At 45.0% G+C, this 14,695-nt stretch carries 19 protein-coding genes; 17 read left to right on the forward strand and 2 right to left on the reverse strand.

Annotated elements, in window-relative coordinates; translation table 11 throughout:
- The first annotated feature begins 3 nt into the window (after window positions 1–3).
- Window positions 4–600 carry a hypothetical protein gene (locus J7623_RS15925; RefSeq protein ID WP_291922030.1) on the forward strand — a complete coding sequence of 199 codons (597 nt, stop codon included), beginning with the start codon at window positions 4–6 and terminating at the stop codon, window positions 598–600.
- A 127-nt stretch (window positions 601–727) separates the two neighbouring features.
- On the opposite strand, the gene J7623_RS15930 is transcribed toward J7623_RS15925, so the two are convergent.
- The gene (locus J7623_RS15930) at window positions 728–1,075 is read right to left on the reverse strand and encodes a helix-turn-helix transcriptional regulator (RefSeq protein ID WP_291922033.1); all 348 of its coding nucleotides are present in this window, start codon (window positions 1,073–1,075) and stop codon (window positions 728–730) included.
- Between the two features lie 169 nt (window positions 1,076–1,244).
- Here J7623_RS15930 and J7623_RS15935 point away from each other — a divergent pair, with 169 nt between their 5' ends.
- The 8 genes from J7623_RS15935 to J7623_RS15970 all read left to right on the forward strand — a co-directional run bounded on the left by J7623_RS15935 (window position 1,245) and on the right by J7623_RS15970 (window position 7,506).
- The gene (locus J7623_RS15935) at window positions 1,245–2,210 is read left to right on the forward strand and encodes an RHS repeat-associated core domain-containing protein (protein ID WP_291922036.1); all 966 of its coding nucleotides are present in this window, start codon (window positions 1,245–1,247) and stop codon (window positions 2,208–2,210) included.
- Window positions 2,211–2,215: 5 nt separating this feature from the next.
- Window positions 2,216–2,680, forward strand: a complete 465-nt coding sequence (locus J7623_RS15940; protein WP_291922039.1) for a hypothetical protein — start codon at window positions 2,216–2,218, stop codon at window positions 2,678–2,680.
- 136 nt (window positions 2,681–2,816) lie between these two features.
- Window positions 2,817–2,996, forward strand: coding sequence for a hypothetical protein (locus J7623_RS15945; protein WP_291922042.1), 180 nt, complete (start codon window positions 2,817–2,819; stop codon window positions 2,994–2,996).
- Window positions 2,997–3,098: 102 nt separating this feature from the next.
- The gene (locus J7623_RS15950; protein WP_291922046.1) at window positions 3,099–3,755 is read left to right on the forward strand and encodes a PIG-L family deacetylase; all 657 of its coding nucleotides are present in this window, start codon (window positions 3,099–3,101) and stop codon (window positions 3,753–3,755) included.
- Window positions 3,755–4,900 (forward strand): glycosyltransferase family 4 protein, encoded by a 1,146-nt coding sequence (locus J7623_RS15955; protein ID WP_291922049.1) that lies wholly within the window; start codon window positions 3,755–3,757, stop codon window positions 4,898–4,900. The genes J7623_RS15950 and J7623_RS15955 overlap by 1 nt, the downstream gene beginning before the upstream one ends.
- 2 nt (window positions 4,901–4,902) lie before the next feature.
- The gene (locus tag J7623_RS15960; RefSeq protein WP_291922052.1) at window positions 4,903–6,078 is read left to right on the forward strand and encodes a glycoside hydrolase 100 family protein; all 1,176 of its coding nucleotides are present in this window, start codon (window positions 4,903–4,905) and stop codon (window positions 6,076–6,078) included.
- Between the two features lie 69 nt (window positions 6,079–6,147).
- Entirely contained in the window at window positions 6,148–6,795 is a 648-nt protein-coding gene (locus tag J7623_RS15965) for a hypothetical protein (protein WP_291922055.1), read from the forward strand.
- Between the two features lie 171 nt (window positions 6,796–6,966).
- On the forward strand, window positions 6,967–7,506 hold the full coding sequence (locus J7623_RS15970) for a GNAT family N-acetyltransferase (protein ID WP_291922057.1): 540 nt from the start codon (window positions 6,967–6,969) through the stop codon (window positions 7,504–7,506).
- Window positions 7,507–7,608: 102 nt separating this feature from the next.
- Here the strand turns inward: J7623_RS15970 and J7623_RS15975 are convergent, their stop codons facing one another.
- Window positions 7,609–7,935 (reverse strand): hypothetical protein, encoded by a 327-nt coding sequence (locus J7623_RS15975; RefSeq protein ID WP_291922060.1) that lies wholly within the window; start codon window positions 7,933–7,935, stop codon window positions 7,609–7,611.
- 300 nt (window positions 7,936–8,235) lie between these two features.
- Between J7623_RS15975 and J7623_RS15980 the strand changes: the two genes are divergently transcribed.
- Genes J7623_RS15980 through J7623_RS16015 form a run of 8 tightly spaced genes read left to right on the forward strand, consistent with a single transcriptional unit; the run spans window position 8,236 to window position 14,452 of the window.
- A complete protein-coding gene (locus tag J7623_RS15980) occupies window positions 8,236–9,375 on the forward strand; it encodes an NAD(P)/FAD-dependent oxidoreductase (RefSeq protein WP_291922063.1) in 1,140 nt (379 codons plus the stop codon).
- Complete coding sequence (locus J7623_RS15985) at window positions 9,366–10,079, forward strand: methyltransferase domain-containing protein (protein WP_291922066.1); 714 nt, start codon at window positions 9,366–9,368, stop codon at window positions 10,077–10,079. Before J7623_RS15980 ends, J7623_RS15985 begins: the two co-directional genes overlap by 10 nt.
- The gene (locus J7623_RS15990; RefSeq protein WP_291922069.1) at window positions 10,076–11,128 is read left to right on the forward strand and encodes a type III polyketide synthase; all 1,053 of its coding nucleotides are present in this window, start codon (window positions 10,076–10,078) and stop codon (window positions 11,126–11,128) included. Before J7623_RS15985 ends, J7623_RS15990 begins: the two co-directional genes overlap by 4 nt.
- Entirely contained in the window at window positions 11,122–11,898 is a 777-nt protein-coding gene (locus J7623_RS15995; protein ID WP_291922072.1) for an SDR family oxidoreductase, read from the forward strand. Before J7623_RS15990 ends, J7623_RS15995 begins: the two co-directional genes overlap by 7 nt.
- Window positions 11,899–11,901: 3 nt before the next feature.
- Entirely contained in the window at window positions 11,902–12,348 is a 447-nt protein-coding gene (locus J7623_RS16000) for a 3-hydroxyacyl-ACP dehydratase FabZ family protein (protein ID WP_291922075.1), read from the forward strand.
- Window positions 12,341–13,618, forward strand: coding sequence for a beta-ketoacyl-[acyl-carrier-protein] synthase family protein (locus J7623_RS16005; RefSeq protein ID WP_291922077.1), 1,278 nt, complete (start codon window positions 12,341–12,343; stop codon window positions 13,616–13,618). The genes J7623_RS16000 and J7623_RS16005 overlap by 8 nt, the downstream gene beginning before the upstream one ends.
- Before the next feature lie 10 nt (window positions 13,619–13,628).
- Window positions 13,629–13,883 carry an acyl carrier protein gene (locus J7623_RS16010; RefSeq protein ID WP_291922080.1) on the forward strand — a complete coding sequence of 85 codons (255 nt, stop codon included), beginning with the start codon at window positions 13,629–13,631 and terminating at the stop codon, window positions 13,881–13,883.
- Window positions 13,880–14,452 (forward strand): 4'-phosphopantetheinyl transferase superfamily protein, encoded by a 573-nt coding sequence (locus J7623_RS16015; RefSeq protein WP_291922083.1) that lies wholly within the window; start codon window positions 13,880–13,882, stop codon window positions 14,450–14,452. The genes J7623_RS16010 and J7623_RS16015 overlap by 4 nt, the downstream gene beginning before the upstream one ends.
- The last annotated feature ends 243 nt before the right edge of the window (window positions 14,453–14,695 follow it).

Below are 14,695 nucleotides of genomic sequence, written 5' to 3' on the forward strand. Positions count from 1 at the left end.
TATATGAATTGTAGCATATTATTTTGCAGTGATGTAACTAAAACAAAGATTCATGTAGATTCTGAGTATTTATTTGGACTAGTTGAAGTTGATGATGTAAAGCTTTTCAAATTGCTATCCGAAGAGAAGCTTTTGACTTTACGTTTTTCACTAGGGCAGACACTAAAAAGTCTGATCTGCGATATTGATTTAGGTGTAAGTAAAAGAGGAATTTATGGAACATACGTTTTTGAGGGTACAAAAATTAACCTGAACTTAAAAGTGGATGCACACTTAAAAATTGCAGTATTGATTTCTGTATTTGACTATTTAAATACTATTATTCAGTTACAAGGCAGATTGTATATTCTGAATCGAACGTATTTGATGCAGAACGCAGTTGAAGAGGTTTTGATTGCAATAAATAGACTTGAGGTAGCATCGCTTCCAGAAGTATGTTCTGCGATAGGAAAGCTATCAGCGTCTTATCCTGAAATAATATCAATTAGTGAGTTTGAAATACGTCAAAGCATAGATTTTTTTCAACTAGAAGGACTAGTCACAGAACGTAGTAAAGGAGAATACGTATTAACTTTTCTTGGACTTATTTTTGTAAATTAGAGATGTTTGTGAAATAAGGAATAATCCATGTGGAAAGAATCTGAGATGAATTAATATGTTTACTTAGTGGTCATTGATTATTTAATACCTTATTAAATGATAAATCCCGGTCATCGACCGGGATTTATCATTTATGTGCAAAAGCCTTTTTGGTTCTGGCATTCTGTAGTAAACTATCAATAGTATATAAAATACAGTGTTTATCTTCTTCTGGCAGTGAGCTGATCTCATTAAGTCGCTGAAGCATGGCAGGGTCTTTAAACGTATTACTGTTGGCAGCTTCGCCCAGTAAATACCCCACGGTTGTGTCCAGGAGTCGGGCTAAGTTTTTAGCGACTTCAATAGAGGGCAGCATCTCATCACGTTCATACTTCCCCACAACAGTATAAGAAGTCTTCATTTGTTTAGCCAACTCTTGTTGGGAAAGGCTTTTAGCTTCCCTACACTCTCTAACTCTTTTACCGAAAGTAGCCATTTTTAAACTGGATTAGGTACTTATCGTCAATTCAGTCTAATTATACCAGTATGATCAGTTGTGTCAAATTGAGTGATTATAGTGTTTAATTGGATTGTTTATATTTATGGGAGTTCTTTGAGTATGCGCCAGGTTGCAGCTGGCGGGAAGGAGTTGGAAGTTGGGGACGGTGGGGTATAGATATGGGTTTAACGGGAAGGAGAATGATAACGAGGTGAAGGGCGAGGGAAATCAGCTGGATTATGGAATGAGGATTTATGATCCGCGAATTGGTAAGTTCCTGAGTGTAGATCCATTAACGAAATCGTATCCAATGCTGACTCCTTATCAGTTCGCGAGCAATAGACCTATTGACGGAATTGATATGGATGGAGGAGAGCACCTTGCCGTGAGCATTTGGCTAGAAAAGAAAGTATTTGGAACGAATCATATAGAGAAAGTAAGGGATGGCTTTATAGATGCGGGCAAGGAGTATGTTGTAAGTACGATACATTCACTCCCTCTAATAAAACAACAGGTCGCAGATTATTTTAAGAATACTTCCCGTTTTGCAACAGCTGATCCTAAGGTTGTTGAAAAGCAGCTTCAATATCAGCAGCAGATGATTTTGGAAAGTGGAAAGGCTGCTTGGGCAACAATTAAAGGATATGGAGAATTACTAAGGGGGGCCGCGAAGGGCAATGAAAAAGCAATTGGTGCAGCTGCATTTGAAGCTGCGATGTTTTTCGTACCAGGTGGGGAGGAACTTAAATCATTGACATTTGAAACTAAGGAACTCAAGGCTCTAGGAGAGTCAATTGAGGTTGCCAAAAAAGTAATCCGGAATTCAGAAGGATTGCCAGTGGACAGATTCTTGGTTAAAAATGAAGATGACTTACTTAAGGTAGCTGAGGATGCAGCGGGTGGATCATTGGATAATTTTGAACAGATAAAATCTAATAGATGGATGGGTGAAGTTAATGGTGAAAGTTTTAAGATTGAATGGGAACCGTTTGGACATGCCTCTACTAATGAGGGGCCTCATGTTCGAATTCAAAAGGGATATTATACGGAAAAAGGTAAGCTTAAGTGGGATAATGGAGAAAAATATTTTATTCAAGGTCAGGAAAAATTGTTTAATAAGGTGAAAAAATAAACTAGATGAAGGCTGAGTATAATGAATGGATTTTATCTCAAGCAGAAGCTATTGAGAATCTCCAAAATACCAAGTTGAATTTTCTGACGTATTCAGATTTAATTTATACTAATTCGCTATTTTGGAAAATAGAGGAGGTTAGTAATAAAGAGTTGAAACGTACCTGCATACCTAACTGGTACTACTATCAAAATAGGGAGTTGGAACTCTGTAAAGAAGATTTTTTCAGGTTTTTTTTTAGCGATATGAGAGGGGAGGAATTCTCATTTTTAATTACTGATGAAGGCCATGTGAAGGGGTGGGTCTTTCAGTTTTTTGTTAAAGATTTTATTCGTTTTAGTGAATGGTATGAGGATTATTTTGGAAAAGTTTTTTTTGACTTTAGTGATTATTTGGTGGTTTTTCCCAAGCTTAATATGATAAGATTATTAGATGAAGAGGGAGGGATTAATCAGTTAGTCGTATTTTAATATTTGAATACAATTTTTGGTCATTAAATTAGGATAGTATATAAACGCTAAGACCCATTCAGCGATCAGGTCTTGGCGTTTATATACTATATTTTTTATCTAATGAGTATAAGTTTGTTTAGTTTTAACCTCTCGTATGAATGCAGCAATTACGCATAGTCTCTTTAAAATACCTGATTACTTCTGCATCATGAAGCCCAGCGCTGGCTTCATCGGTAGAGCTGCTAACAATGGTTCAGGTTCATTAACGGTGCCGGGAAATCTGGCATGTAAATGCCAGAAGGTATGTGATGGTATTAATGTAATGAAGATGTAGCATAAGTTGTAATTAATCAATCTTCAAATTTCCTTCAAACCCTCCCACATTTTCAGTAACTTTAATTCCTACCTATTAACCCTCCCTTAAATTCAAATAGCCATGAAGTTAGAGAACCCTGTAACAAAAAACCAGAAAGCTGCGGCCGTTATCGTTGCTCACCCTGATGATGAAACCTTATGGGCGGGTGGAACTATTTTATATCACCCCCAATGGGAATGGACGATAGTGGGCCTTTGCAGGGCCAGTGATACCGACAGGGCGCCTAAGTTCTTCAAGGCATTACAATTGTTCGGTGCACAGGGTATATTGGGAGATATGAATGATGGTCCGGAGCAAACGCCGCTGCCATTGGCTACAGTAGAAGAACAGGTGCTGGCATTGCTGCCGGTGCAGCGTTATGACGTGATTATTACACACCATCCACATGGAGAATATACGCGCCATTTAAGGCATGAAGAAGTTAGCAGGGCGGTATTGGCATTATGGCAACAAGGAAAAATTCTGGCGGATGAATTGTGGGTGTTTGCTTATGAAGACGGACAAAAATCTTATTTGCCGGAGGCTGTGCCGGAAGCTACTATTTATCATGTATTAGAGAAAGATATCTGGAAACAGAAGTATGAGCTGGTTACTCATACCTATGGTTTTACGACCGATAGCTGGGAAGCATCCACTACGCCAACGGCGGAGTCGTTTTGGCGTTTTGGAAGTCCGGAAGAAGCGCAGCAATGGCTGAACAGTTTATCACGTGACTGATGAGAGTGTTATTATTGTACGATTACCCACCGGCTCCCGGTGGTTTAGCTACACAAGGCCATTTATTGTACCAGGGCCTGCTGGACATTGGCGTAACAGCATTTGCAGCACACTATGATTCTCCATTGGAAAAAGAATGGTATTACCGTTGGTTTAAGCCCGATGTAGTATTGGGTGTTGGCTACTGGGGACATACGCCACAGTTGATTCTTCATCCGCAGAAATTCGGCCTGCAGCCGGTTCCATGGCTGGTGGCAGACGGATACATTGCGAACTACCAGGATGTGCTGAATCAGCTGCCGTTGATACTGGTGACTTCAGCGTGGGTGAAAGAAATGTATGTGCGTGATGGTATTCGTGGCGACAAAATTGTGGTGTTGCCGGTAGGATGTAATACGGAACAATTTACTCCTCTGCCTCAGACGCATCCGCAGGTACACAGTATACGGGAATCATTGGGCATTGCAGATGATGAGCTGATGCTACTCACCATTGGTGGAGACGCCTGTTCCAAAGGTGCGAGGGAAACCATGCAGGCTTTGTCGCAGCTAACAGGAAAAGTATCTCCTAAATGGAGATATGTTTGTAAAGTATGGCCACAGCCCCGTACCTGGTTGCAGAATGAATCGGACCTGGAGCTGGCATCGCAGCTGGGATTGAAAGATAAAGTACAATATGTGACGAGTATCGTGTCCAGGAACTATATGCCTTACCTGGTCAATGCCTGTGATATTTACGTAGCGCCGTCCAGGTTAGAGGGATTTGGAATGCCACAGGTAGAGGCTGGAGCATGCGGCAAGCCGGTGATTGGTATTCGTGCCATGGGCATGCTGGATACGCTGGTACATGAGGAAACTGCGCTGATGGCGGAAGTGGGAGAGCGGATTGTGGTGAATGAAGTGATTCTCGGATTGGAATCTGGTTTTACGGTTAATCATAAGGTAGTATTTGGTACCCCGCGTACGGTAGACTATAGGGCAGATGTAAACGATATAAGCCGGCATTTGCAGCGGTTGATGAACGATGCCGCGTACCGGCAGCAATTGGGCCACGCAGCGCGACAGCATGTCGTAGCAAAATTTGATTATAAAACGGTAGCCCGGCAATTTGTGCGGGTGTTGAATGAAAAACTAAATATTCATTGAACATGGAAGCATCTACCTGGTTAACAATCAATGCCGCCAGGGACGCGGCGCTGCAGGTATTACTGCACAATGTGAACGGCCCTTTTCACGGCCTGCCACGGACGGCGGGATGGGGATATCCGGAGCCATATACACGGGATTTGTTGCTGTCGTTTTTTGGGGTAGCCGTTACCGGTAATAAAGTGCTGATAAAAAGTATCCGGAAAGTATTGGAAACACTGGCGAAGAACCAAACACCACATGGGCATATCGCTTCGCTGGTACATGATAAAGAAGACCTGGGTTCCAGTGATAGCACGCCTTTATTTTTATTGATCACTGGTATGTACCGGCAGTTGGCAGACGAGCCTTTATTCCTGGAGGAGGCAGTAAACAAATCGCTGCGATGGATGGAATACCAGAGTCCGTCGGATCGTTTCCTGGTGGCGCAGCAGCCTACCAGCGACTGGCGCGATGAGCAGTGGGTGTTGGGTTATGGCTTGTTTGTAAATACGCTGATGTATAGTTGCCTGCGCGTGCTGGGCCAACACGAACGGGCCGACCGCGTACGACAGGATATGGGCCGCTTTACCATTACAGGTGGTGTACAACACCGGCATGTACACGAGGGATTGGTAGTAAAACATAAACCCTATTACGCGATGTGGTCGTATAAGGTGCTGAGCAGCGAGCGGTTTGATTTGCTGGGCAACAGCCTGGCTATCCTCTCCGGCCTGGCAACGCCTACCCGGGCCGCAGACATGGTGAGCTGGATTGAAGAAGAATGTGCTGCGCTGATGGCCAGCGGGCAGCTATCGGTAAAACTGCCGCCTAACTTCTTCCCATATACGAAACCGGGGGATTACGACTGGCATGAACGCTATGCCATTTATAATCAGCCGGGAGAATATCACAACGGCGGTATATGGCCTTTTATCTGCGGCTTTTATGTAGCGGCGCTGGTGGCGGCAAAAAAATATAAACTGGCGGAGGAAAAGCTGGTAGAGTTAACCCGGGTAGTGACCATTTCCAATAGTGGTACCTTAACGCATGGCTTCAATGAATGGTTAAAAGCGCAGGACGGCACTGCCAAAGGACAGGAGTGGCAAACCTGGAGCGCCGCTTTATACCTTTATGCTGTAAAGTGCGTGGAAGAAAGACGTACACCGTTTTTTGAAGAGATGAGAAATACTAGATAAGTATCCGCTATATTCTATTTCGTGTACGCATGAATGGTAGTATCTTTGCGAAAGTAATCCCTGATATTTATGAAGATAATGAGTGCTTTTAAATCTCTGCTCCTGTTAGCTGCCTGTAGTATTGCTTTTGTTTCCTGTAATCTTGAAATGGCCGGACCGGATGCAAATCCTGTTTACCCACCCGGAACAAATAATCCCGGTACACCAAATCCAGGTAATGGCAATGGTAGTACAGCAAAAATAACCGGTAGCTGGACTTTTACGGGTCTAACGCAGAAAACCAGAACCAGCGCAAGTCAGGCGGGAGGATCACTCACTTCCACTTCTGAGTGTATCAGTATCAACAACACAGGTGTTTTCGTTTTTGATGATAAGAGCGTGACTTTTACGGACATGTCTTATATTGTCAATGGTACCATGAAAATGACGGTGACCTACCCCGGTACACCAGGCGTGAGTACAGATGTGCCAATCAATGTAATAATGAGTCCCTATAGTGGTCACTCTACGTATAAGTTAACAGGTAATACGATTCACTTTGATGAAGGCTTCATGGAAGATCCTACAGGCACCATGGGTAATATTTCAACAGCGGCAGATGCTACAGTGGCTATTGACGGCGATAACATGACGTTGACAATGGACCTTAGCCAGGTAGTGGTACCGGGTACGCAGGTATCAGGTACACAGGTAATTAATTTTGTACGGAAGAAGTAAATCAAATTATTCCATAATAAAAAGCAAAAGGTGGCCATATGGTCACCTTTTGCTTTTTATTATGGCTGGTTATTTTTCCGTCATCCCTATCTCTCCGGAAGACAGCCTCTATTCGGGGGATATGCAACATTTTTTTTATCTTACATCTAAGAAAAAACGACCCACATTACCATGACCCAGTTCCCCGTATTGCCAACCCAGCGCCTGCGCTTAATCGAGATTCAGCATATCCATCAGCCGGATTTGTTTTACCTGCTAACGGATAAGCGGGTAACGGAATATTACCATGTAGTGCCGCTGAAAGAAGTAGCGGATGTAAGAAAAGTAGTGGATTTTTTAAAACAGCGTTTTGCGGATCAGCAGGGCATCCGCTGGGGCATTGCATTAGCCGGGCGGGATGAGCTGATTGGGATGATTGGTTTCAACAGTTTTGTACCGGGGCATAAGGGGGTGTTGGTATTTGCGCTGATGCAGGAGTATTGGGGGAAGGGATATATGTCGGAGGCGATGGAGGCGGTGTTGGCGTATGGGTTTACCACGCTGCAGTTAAAGCGTATAGAGGCGGAAGTGCTACCGGGAAACAAAGCTTCTGAAAAAGTATTAACAAAGGCCGGGTTTCATCACGAGGGGTTGTTACAACAATGGATGTGGTGGGATAATAAAGCCTATGATATCAACATGTATGCAGTGCTGCGATCTCCGCACCAGTAAAGCATCTTTACTGTACCTTCCGTAAAGGCATAGCGATGCCAGGCCCTGACAGGGCGGAACAATAAAGACACTACAGGTTAAGTTTATCCGGCGATAGCTGGCTTAGGCTTTTTTAGCGGCTGCTTTTTTGGGAGCAGATTTTTTAGTGGCAGTCTCGGGTTTGGCGGCTTTAGGAGTCTCGGCTTTAGGAGTGGTAGTTTTTTTAGTAACGGCTTTTTTGGCGGCAGCTTTCTTTTTAGGTTTGGCAGGGTCTTTTTTATCTGACAATCCTGCTACCATGGCCTTACTTGCCTTTTTGATGTTACGATGAAATTTCTTCTCCCCTAACATTTCTTTTAAATCACCTAAAGCGGCAGTTAATATTTCGGCTACTTTTAAACCAGCATCCTTTTTCAGATGCTTGCCGGCCGGTTTCCTGGAATCGGTCATGGATAAATGATTTATTTGCAAAAACAATTATGTTCAAAATTAACAATTATATAATATTGGCAATGTTAAGTTTTATATTGCTGTGGTAAACAGATGTATGTACTTTTTGTAATTTATATATTTATTGAATGTTGAAGGTAAGGAGAGATGATAACCGGGGAGGAGTTACGTATAGCCACTAGGGTTAGCCGGCGTATCTGGCCTGTTTTTCGCTGTCATTATCAGCCATAAATTCATTATATTGAGAAGAGCTGCCGTTTTTGTTGTGTCGGAGCTTGTTATTGTTTTAACCATAGGGGTATGGGATCCAGAGATGTCATTATTATCGGAGGCGGCCTTTCAGGCCTTAGCAGTGCTATTCATTTATCGAAAGCCGGCTTACAGGTCACTGTTATTGAAAAAAATACCTATCCTTCGCATAAGGTTTGCGGAGAGTATGTATCCAATGAAGTGTTACCTTATTTACAATCGCTCGGGGCGGATCCAGCCCCATTGCAACCTTCCCGGATTAACCGGTTAATTATTTCAGATCATTACGGCAAAACATTGGAAACACCACTCCCGTTGGGAGGCTTTGGAGTGAGCCGCTATGCGTTTGACCAGTTCCTGATGCAGCAGATGCTGCAAAATGGTGTGGAACTGATTACCGATACGGTCACAAATGTGATGTTTGAAAACGACCGGTTCTTTATAGACACCAATGACCACGGCGTGTTTGCTGCACCGGTGGTGCTGGGCGCCTATGGCAAAAGAGCTGCGCTGGATACAAAACTGGGGCGGAACTTTATGAATGAGAAGTCGCCCTGGCTGGCGGTGAAAGCCCATTACCGCGGTAACTTCCCGGCAGATACCGTGGGCCTGCACAATTTCGACGGCGGCTATTGCGGGGTATCTAAAGTAGAAGATGATATCCTCAATATCTGTTACCTCGTGAGTTATGAGAGCTTCAAAAATTATAAAAATATTGCGGCGCACCAGGAAGAAGTATTACATCGTAATCATCACCTGAAAACGATTTTTGAGAACAGCACCATGTTGTTCGACAAGCCGTTGACCATTAGCCAGGTATCGTTTTCCGAAAAGGAAAAAGTGGTGAATCATATGCTGATGACAGGGGATACCGCAGGGTTGATTCACCCGCTTTGCGGCAACGGTATGGCCATGGCCATACAGAGTGCGCAGATTGCATCAGAGAAAATTTTGCAGTATTTCACCACTGCCGGGAAAGGTAGGCTGGCCATGGAACAGGAATATACAAAGGAGTGGGGGAAAGCGTTCAGCGGTCGTATGCGCACCGGCAGGCTGTTATCCCGCCTGTTCCACAACGAAAAATTATCCGCTACCATGATGAAGGGGTTGATTATATTTCCGGGTTTATTGCCAGGTATTATCAAACGTACCCATGGCAAACCGCTAAAAGCAGTAGCAGCATGCGTATAGATACCCGGCAAAGAAGCCAGGCACCGGAGATCATGGATGATTTTAACATGGAAGGAGCGCTGTTAAAAGAAACCCTGCAGAAAATAGCACAAATCAACCGGCTGCTGGGCGGCAACCGCATCACAGTAAAAGGAGTGGCCGCTCTTATTAAAGACATTCCTGCTGATCAAACCATCAGCATCGTGGATGTAGGTTGTGGCAATGGAGACATGCTCCGGCAGTTATCTTCCTACGGAAAAAAAATAAACCGGCGATTTGAACTGATAGGGATAGATGCCAATCTCACTACGGTAACGTATGCACGGGAATTATCCCGCCAATACCCGGATATTCAGTATTATTGCCAGGATATTATGGCGCCCGCGTTCCGGGAACAACGCTATGACATTATTTTATGCACGCTAACGCTGCATCATTTTACAGAAAAGGAGATCCGCCATCTGATGACCATATTCCGGGAACAGGCGCGCATAGGTATTGTGGTGAATGATTTACACCGCAGCGCCCTGGCGTATCGCCTGTTTCAATTGATTTGCCTCGTATTTAATTTAAACAGCATGGTGCGGGCAGATGGACAAGTCTCTATTTTGCGTGGATTTAAAAAGAAAGAACTACATCATTTATCAGCAGAACTCAATATCGGCGCTTATTCCCTGCAATGGAAATGGGCATTCCGCTATCAATGGATAATCAATAATTTATGAGCGTTAAAATACAGTCTGTCGCTAAAGCCATCCCTCCTTATACCAGAACTACCGCGGAAATACTACCATTTCTCGACCTCTGGCTGCAAGGCCAGGATGATCGCTTCATCCGTAAAGTGAAAAAGATTTTTGAGGGGGCAGGCGTAGATAACCGCTATTCCATCATGGGACCGGAAGAAGTGTTTACCAAAACATCTTTTGAAGAGAAGAATAATATTTACATGCGGGAATCGATTGTATTGGGACGTACCTGCCTGCAAAACGCGTTGCAGAAAGCCGGCTTGAAAAATACCGACATCGATTATATAATCACCGTGAGTTGTACCGGTATCATGATTCCTTCGCTGGATGCATATCTCATCAATGAATTACAGCTGCGGCAGGATATTGTCCGGTTGCCGGTCACAGAAATGGGATGCGCTGCGGGGGTATCGGGAATTATTTATGCGAAGAAAATGCTGGAAGCCAATCCCAGCAAACGAGCGGCGGTAGTGGCGGTAGAATCGCCCACAGCTACTTTTCAGCTCGACGATTACTCAATGGCCAACGTGGTGAGTGCCGCTATTTTTGGAGATGGCGCCGCCTGTGCTATTTTATCTTCGCATGCCGGAGATACCGGCCCGGAAATTCTCGCAGAAGAGATGTATCATTTCTATGACGCCGACTACCTGATGGGATTCCATCTTTCCAATACTGGTTTAAAAATGGTGTTGGATATAGAAGTACCGGAGAAAATTGAGGCACACTTTGGGGACATTGTACATCCCTTTCTGGCTAAAAATAACCTGGCGATTGCAGATATTGACCACCTCATTTTCCATCCTGGTGGTAAAAAAATTATTCAGCTGGTAGAAGAGCTGTTTCGTAGTATGGGCAAGAAACTGGACGATACAAAAGAAATTTTACGTTTATACGGCAACATGTCCAGCGCCACAGTGTTATATGTATTGGAACGATTTATGGACAAAGCGCTGCCCAAAGGAGACAAGGGGCTGATGCTGAGCTTTGGACCTGGATTTTCCGCACAGCGAATTTTATTACAATGGTAAAAGAGTTTGATGCCTGCTGGGCATTAATATTGGGAGGCAGTTCCGGATTGGGGCTGGCGTCGGCGCGTAAGCTGGCGGCACATGGTATGAACATCTGTGTGGTGCATCGTAATACGCGCATAGAGCTACCGGCTATTGAGCAGGCTTGGGAAGATATCAAAGCCCTCGGTGTACAGGTGCTTTCCTTTAATGTGGATGTTTTGAATGGGGAAAAACGCGAGGAGGTATTAACACAGTTGCAGGCCACCATGGGAGCCACTCAACGCGTACGTGTTTTGCTGCACAGCATTGCACGCGGCAATCTCAAACCCATGCCGGCATTGCAGGGCGATGATTTTAATACTACTATTCAGCATATGGCCGTGAGCCTGTACGAGTGGTCGGCAGCCGTATTGCAAAGGCAACTATTTACGCCGGATGGGCGTATCCTCTCTTTTACCAGCGATGGGAGTTACCGGGCAGTACCTAACTATGCAGCGGTATCGGCTGCGAAAGCTGCGCTGGAAGCTATCACCCGCAGTATGGCGTTGGAGTTTGCACCGCATGGCATCCGTACCAACTGTATTCGTGCAGGCATCACCGATACTGCTTCTTTACAGCGAATTCCCGGTAGCGATGCGTTGCTGGCGTATGGAAAGGCACATAATCCTTTTCAGCGGCTAACAACACCGGCAGATGTGGCGAATGTGGTATACCTGTTATGTAAAGACGAGGCAGCCTGGATCAACGGTGCCATCATCCCGGTAGATGGCGGTTTGCATATTCATTAAATTATGACGAAGGAAGAGATCTTATTGCATTTACCGTATGCGCCTCCCTTTTTATTTGTGGATGCGCTGGAATATATTGATGAAGAGAAGGTAACGGGCACGTATATATTTAAAGCAGACCTGCCCTGTTACCAGGGACATTTTAAAGGACATCCCGTAACGCCTGGTGTGCTGCTGACAGAGGTAATGGCACAGGTAGGCGTTGCTTGTTTGGGTATTTATTTATGGAGAGATAAGATACAGCAGCAGCTCCCATCGGTGGCTATGACATCCACCCAGGTGGATTTTTACAGGCCGGTGTACCCGGGAGAAAAAGTAACGGCAACTGCAACAAAAATATATTTCCGGTTCAATAAACTAAAGTGCCGGGTGGCGCTGCACAATGCAGCAGGTGAATTGGTATGTGATGGCATTATTGCCGGGATGATGATGACTAACAACAATGAATAACAGGGTAGTAATAACAGGATTGGGCGTAGTATCGCCGAATGGTGTTGGCATAGCGGATTTCCGCGATGCCATCAAAAACGGTGTATCCGGTATCCGTTATGAAGCGGAGCTGGCGGCGCTGCAGTTTTCCTGCTGTATTGCCGGCCGCCCGCCGGTATCAGAAGATCAGCAAAAGCAATATTTTGACGAGCTGGAATTGAAGCAGTTGAAAAGCTCGGGTATCATCTACGGCGTTATTGCCGGTATGCAGGCCTGGGCCGATGCACAACTACCGCTACCAACTGCAGATGCGCCCGATTGGGATAGCGGTACGATATTTGGCGCCGGCACCTCCGGCGTGGATAAATTCCGTGAAGCGATTTATAAAGTGGATGATTTACAGGTGAGGCGTTTAGGCAGTACTGCGGTTACGCAAACCATGGCCAGTGGCATCAGTGCATTCCTGGGAGGCAAGCTGGGACTGGGTAACCAGGTCACCACTAACTCTTCCGCCTGTACGACGGGCGCTGAAAGTGTGCTGCTGGCGTATGAACGCATTAAGTATGGTCATGCCAAACGTATACTGGCAGGAAGTACCAGCGAGAGTGGTCCTTATATATGGGGCGGCTTTGATGCCATGAAAGTAAGCACGTTTAAACATAACGCTACACCGGCCGCAGGATCAAGACCGCTCAGCGCTTCTGCCAGCGGCATTGTGCCGGGAAGCGGTGCAGGAGCCTTGCTGCTGGAATCGCTGGATAGTGCGCTGGCACGTAATGCACCGATCTACGCAGAAGTATTGGGAGGGCATATCAACTCCGGCGGTCAACGCAACGGTGGCAGTATGACGGCCCCCAACCCCGATGCGGTGCAACGTTGTATCAGCGCTGCATTGCAGCAGGCTGGCGTGAGGGGGGCTGATATTGATCTCATTAACGGGCACCTGACTGCCACCGGCAAAGATGCTGAAGAAGTACACAACTGGAGTGTAGCCCTGGGCCGCGGCGGGAAAGATTTTCCTTATCTTAACGCCCTGAAATCAATGGTAGGGCATTGTTTGAGCGCCTCCGGGAGTATAGAACTGGTGGCGGTAGCACTGCAGTTAAAAGAAGGATTTGTATGTCCGAATATTAACTGTGAAGACCTGCACCCGGAAGTAGCCGCTATGGTGGATACGGAACGGATTCCGCAACAATTGTTATATAAAGACCTGCAGTTGGCTGCCAAAGCCAGCTTTGGTTTTGGAGATGTTAACGCATGTATCATTCTTAAAAAATACGGTCAATCATAAACGAAAACATATGGAACAAGCAGCATTCATTGAGCAATTAAGAGAAATAGTCAGGCCGTATGCAAAGAACCCCGAAGCCCTGGCGCAGCTTAACGTATCTACTGATTTTATCAACGACCTTAAAATTAATTCTGCCAACCTGGTAGACGTGGTACTGGACGTAGAGGAGAAGTATGATATCGTTATCCAGAACGAAGAAATGGAGCGGATGCTCAATGTGCAGGCCGCCATGGATATTGTGGAAGCAAAGCTGAAAGAAAAGTGATCGGCAACGACATTGTAGATCTGGACCTGGCGGAGAAGGAAAGTAATATTCACCGTAACCGTTTCCGGGACAAATTATTTTTGCCCCATGAAAAAACGTTGATTGAAAAGGCGGCGCATCCGGATGTGATGCTCTGGTTGCTCTGGAGCTGTAAGGAGGCCGTCTATAAAATCATTCATCGCATTACCCACGAAAGAAAGTTTGCCCCACAGCAGTTTGCGTGTTATCTCTCCCCAAATACGGAAGCCGCCGGAGAAGTAGTTTATCAGCAACAGCATTATTATTTTCAGAGCCGGCGGGTTGGATCCGGAATTCATACGATGGCAGCTGTTTCACGTACATTGCTGGACCAGGTAACCATTCAAACCGCTTATCATGTAAAACCTGGCTGGCAACATTTATTGCCGGCTACTGAATTATTTCAAAAAGATGAACACGGTATTCCGTATGTTCGTGATAGTTACAGTGGTGCACGCTGGCCGGTTTCAGTAAGCCATCATGGCAAGTATGCAGGGATGGTAAAAATGTGCCTTCCTTCTCCCCAAAATATTATTATTTCCCCGTTATAAATTATCGCTCCACCAATACCGTCCATCCAAAAAAAATGCGCCGTTTTGCTCAAAATTGCTACATTGTAGGTATGTATGTACATAAAGGTAAAATAACGGTACATTGTGTCAAAATACTATCGGAATAGTATGCTTTAAAGGCCGATATTTACCGAAAGAGAAAAGAGACAGACAACCAACAGCTATAGTGATTGAATACTGGCAGATATCCCTGCCATACTTCGTAATTACCGCGATTATCAA

It is taken from the genome of Chitinophaga sp. (assembly GCF_017745275.1).
Lineage (GTDB): Bacteria > Bacteroidota > Bacteroidia > Chitinophagales > Chitinophagaceae > Chitinophaga.

What these genes read in the sequence shown, in the direction of transcription:
- J7623_RS15965 (WP_291922055.1), top strand. Translation starts at nt 6,148, where the DNA reads ATGAAGATAATGAGTGCTTTTAAATCTCTGCTCCTGTTAGCTGCCTGT.
- J7623_RS16005 (WP_291922077.1), top strand. Translation starts at nt 12,341, where the DNA reads ATGAATAACAGGGTAGTAATAACAGGATTGGGCGTAGTATCGCCGAAT.
- J7623_RS15950 (WP_291922046.1), top strand. Translation starts at nt 3,099, where the DNA reads ATGAAGTTAGAGAACCCTGTAACAAAAAACCAGAAAGCTGCGGCCGTT.
- J7623_RS16010 (WP_291922080.1), top strand. Translation starts at nt 13,629, where the DNA reads ATGGAACAAGCAGCATTCATTGAGCAATTAAGAGAAATAGTCAGGCCG.
- J7623_RS15955 (WP_291922049.1), top strand. Translation starts at nt 3,755, where the DNA reads ATGAGAGTGTTATTATTGTACGATTACCCACCGGCTCCCGGTGGTTTA.
- J7623_RS15985 (WP_291922066.1), top strand. Translation starts at nt 9,366, where the DNA reads ATGCGTATAGATACCCGGCAAAGAAGCCAGGCACCGGAGATCATGGAT.
- J7623_RS15970 (WP_291922057.1), top strand. Translation starts at nt 6,967, where the DNA reads ATGACCCAGTTCCCCGTATTGCCAACCCAGCGCCTGCGCTTAATCGAG.
- J7623_RS15990 (WP_291922069.1), top strand. Translation starts at nt 10,076, where the DNA reads ATGAGCGTTAAAATACAGTCTGTCGCTAAAGCCATCCCTCCTTATACC.
- J7623_RS15995 (WP_291922072.1), top strand. Translation starts at nt 11,122, where the DNA reads ATGGTAAAAGAGTTTGATGCCTGCTGGGCATTAATATTGGGAGGCAGT.
- J7623_RS15980 (WP_291922063.1), top strand. Translation starts at nt 8,236, where the DNA reads ATGGGATCCAGAGATGTCATTATTATCGGAGGCGGCCTTTCAGGCCTT.
- J7623_RS15945 (WP_291922042.1), top strand. Translation starts at nt 2,817, where the DNA reads ATGAATGCAGCAATTACGCATAGTCTCTTTAAAATACCTGATTACTTC.
- J7623_RS15960 (WP_291922052.1), top strand. Translation starts at nt 4,903, where the DNA reads ATGGAAGCATCTACCTGGTTAACAATCAATGCCGCCAGGGACGCGGCG.
- J7623_RS15975 (WP_291922060.1), bottom strand. Translation starts at nt 7,935, where the DNA reads ATGACCGATTCCAGGAAACCGGCCGGCAAGCATCTGAAAAAGGATGCT.
- J7623_RS15940 (WP_291922039.1), top strand. Translation starts at nt 2,216, where the DNA reads ATGAAGGCTGAGTATAATGAATGGATTTTATCTCAAGCAGAAGCTATT.
- J7623_RS15925 (WP_291922030.1), top strand. Translation starts at nt 4, where the DNA reads ATGAATTGTAGCATATTATTTTGCAGTGATGTAACTAAAACAAAGATT.
- J7623_RS16000 (WP_291922075.1), top strand. Translation starts at nt 11,902, where the DNA reads ATGACGAAGGAAGAGATCTTATTGCATTTACCGTATGCGCCTCCCTTT.
- J7623_RS15930 (WP_291922033.1), bottom strand. Translation starts at nt 1,075, where the DNA reads ATGGCTACTTTCGGTAAAAGAGTTAGAGAGTGTAGGGAAGCTAAAAGC.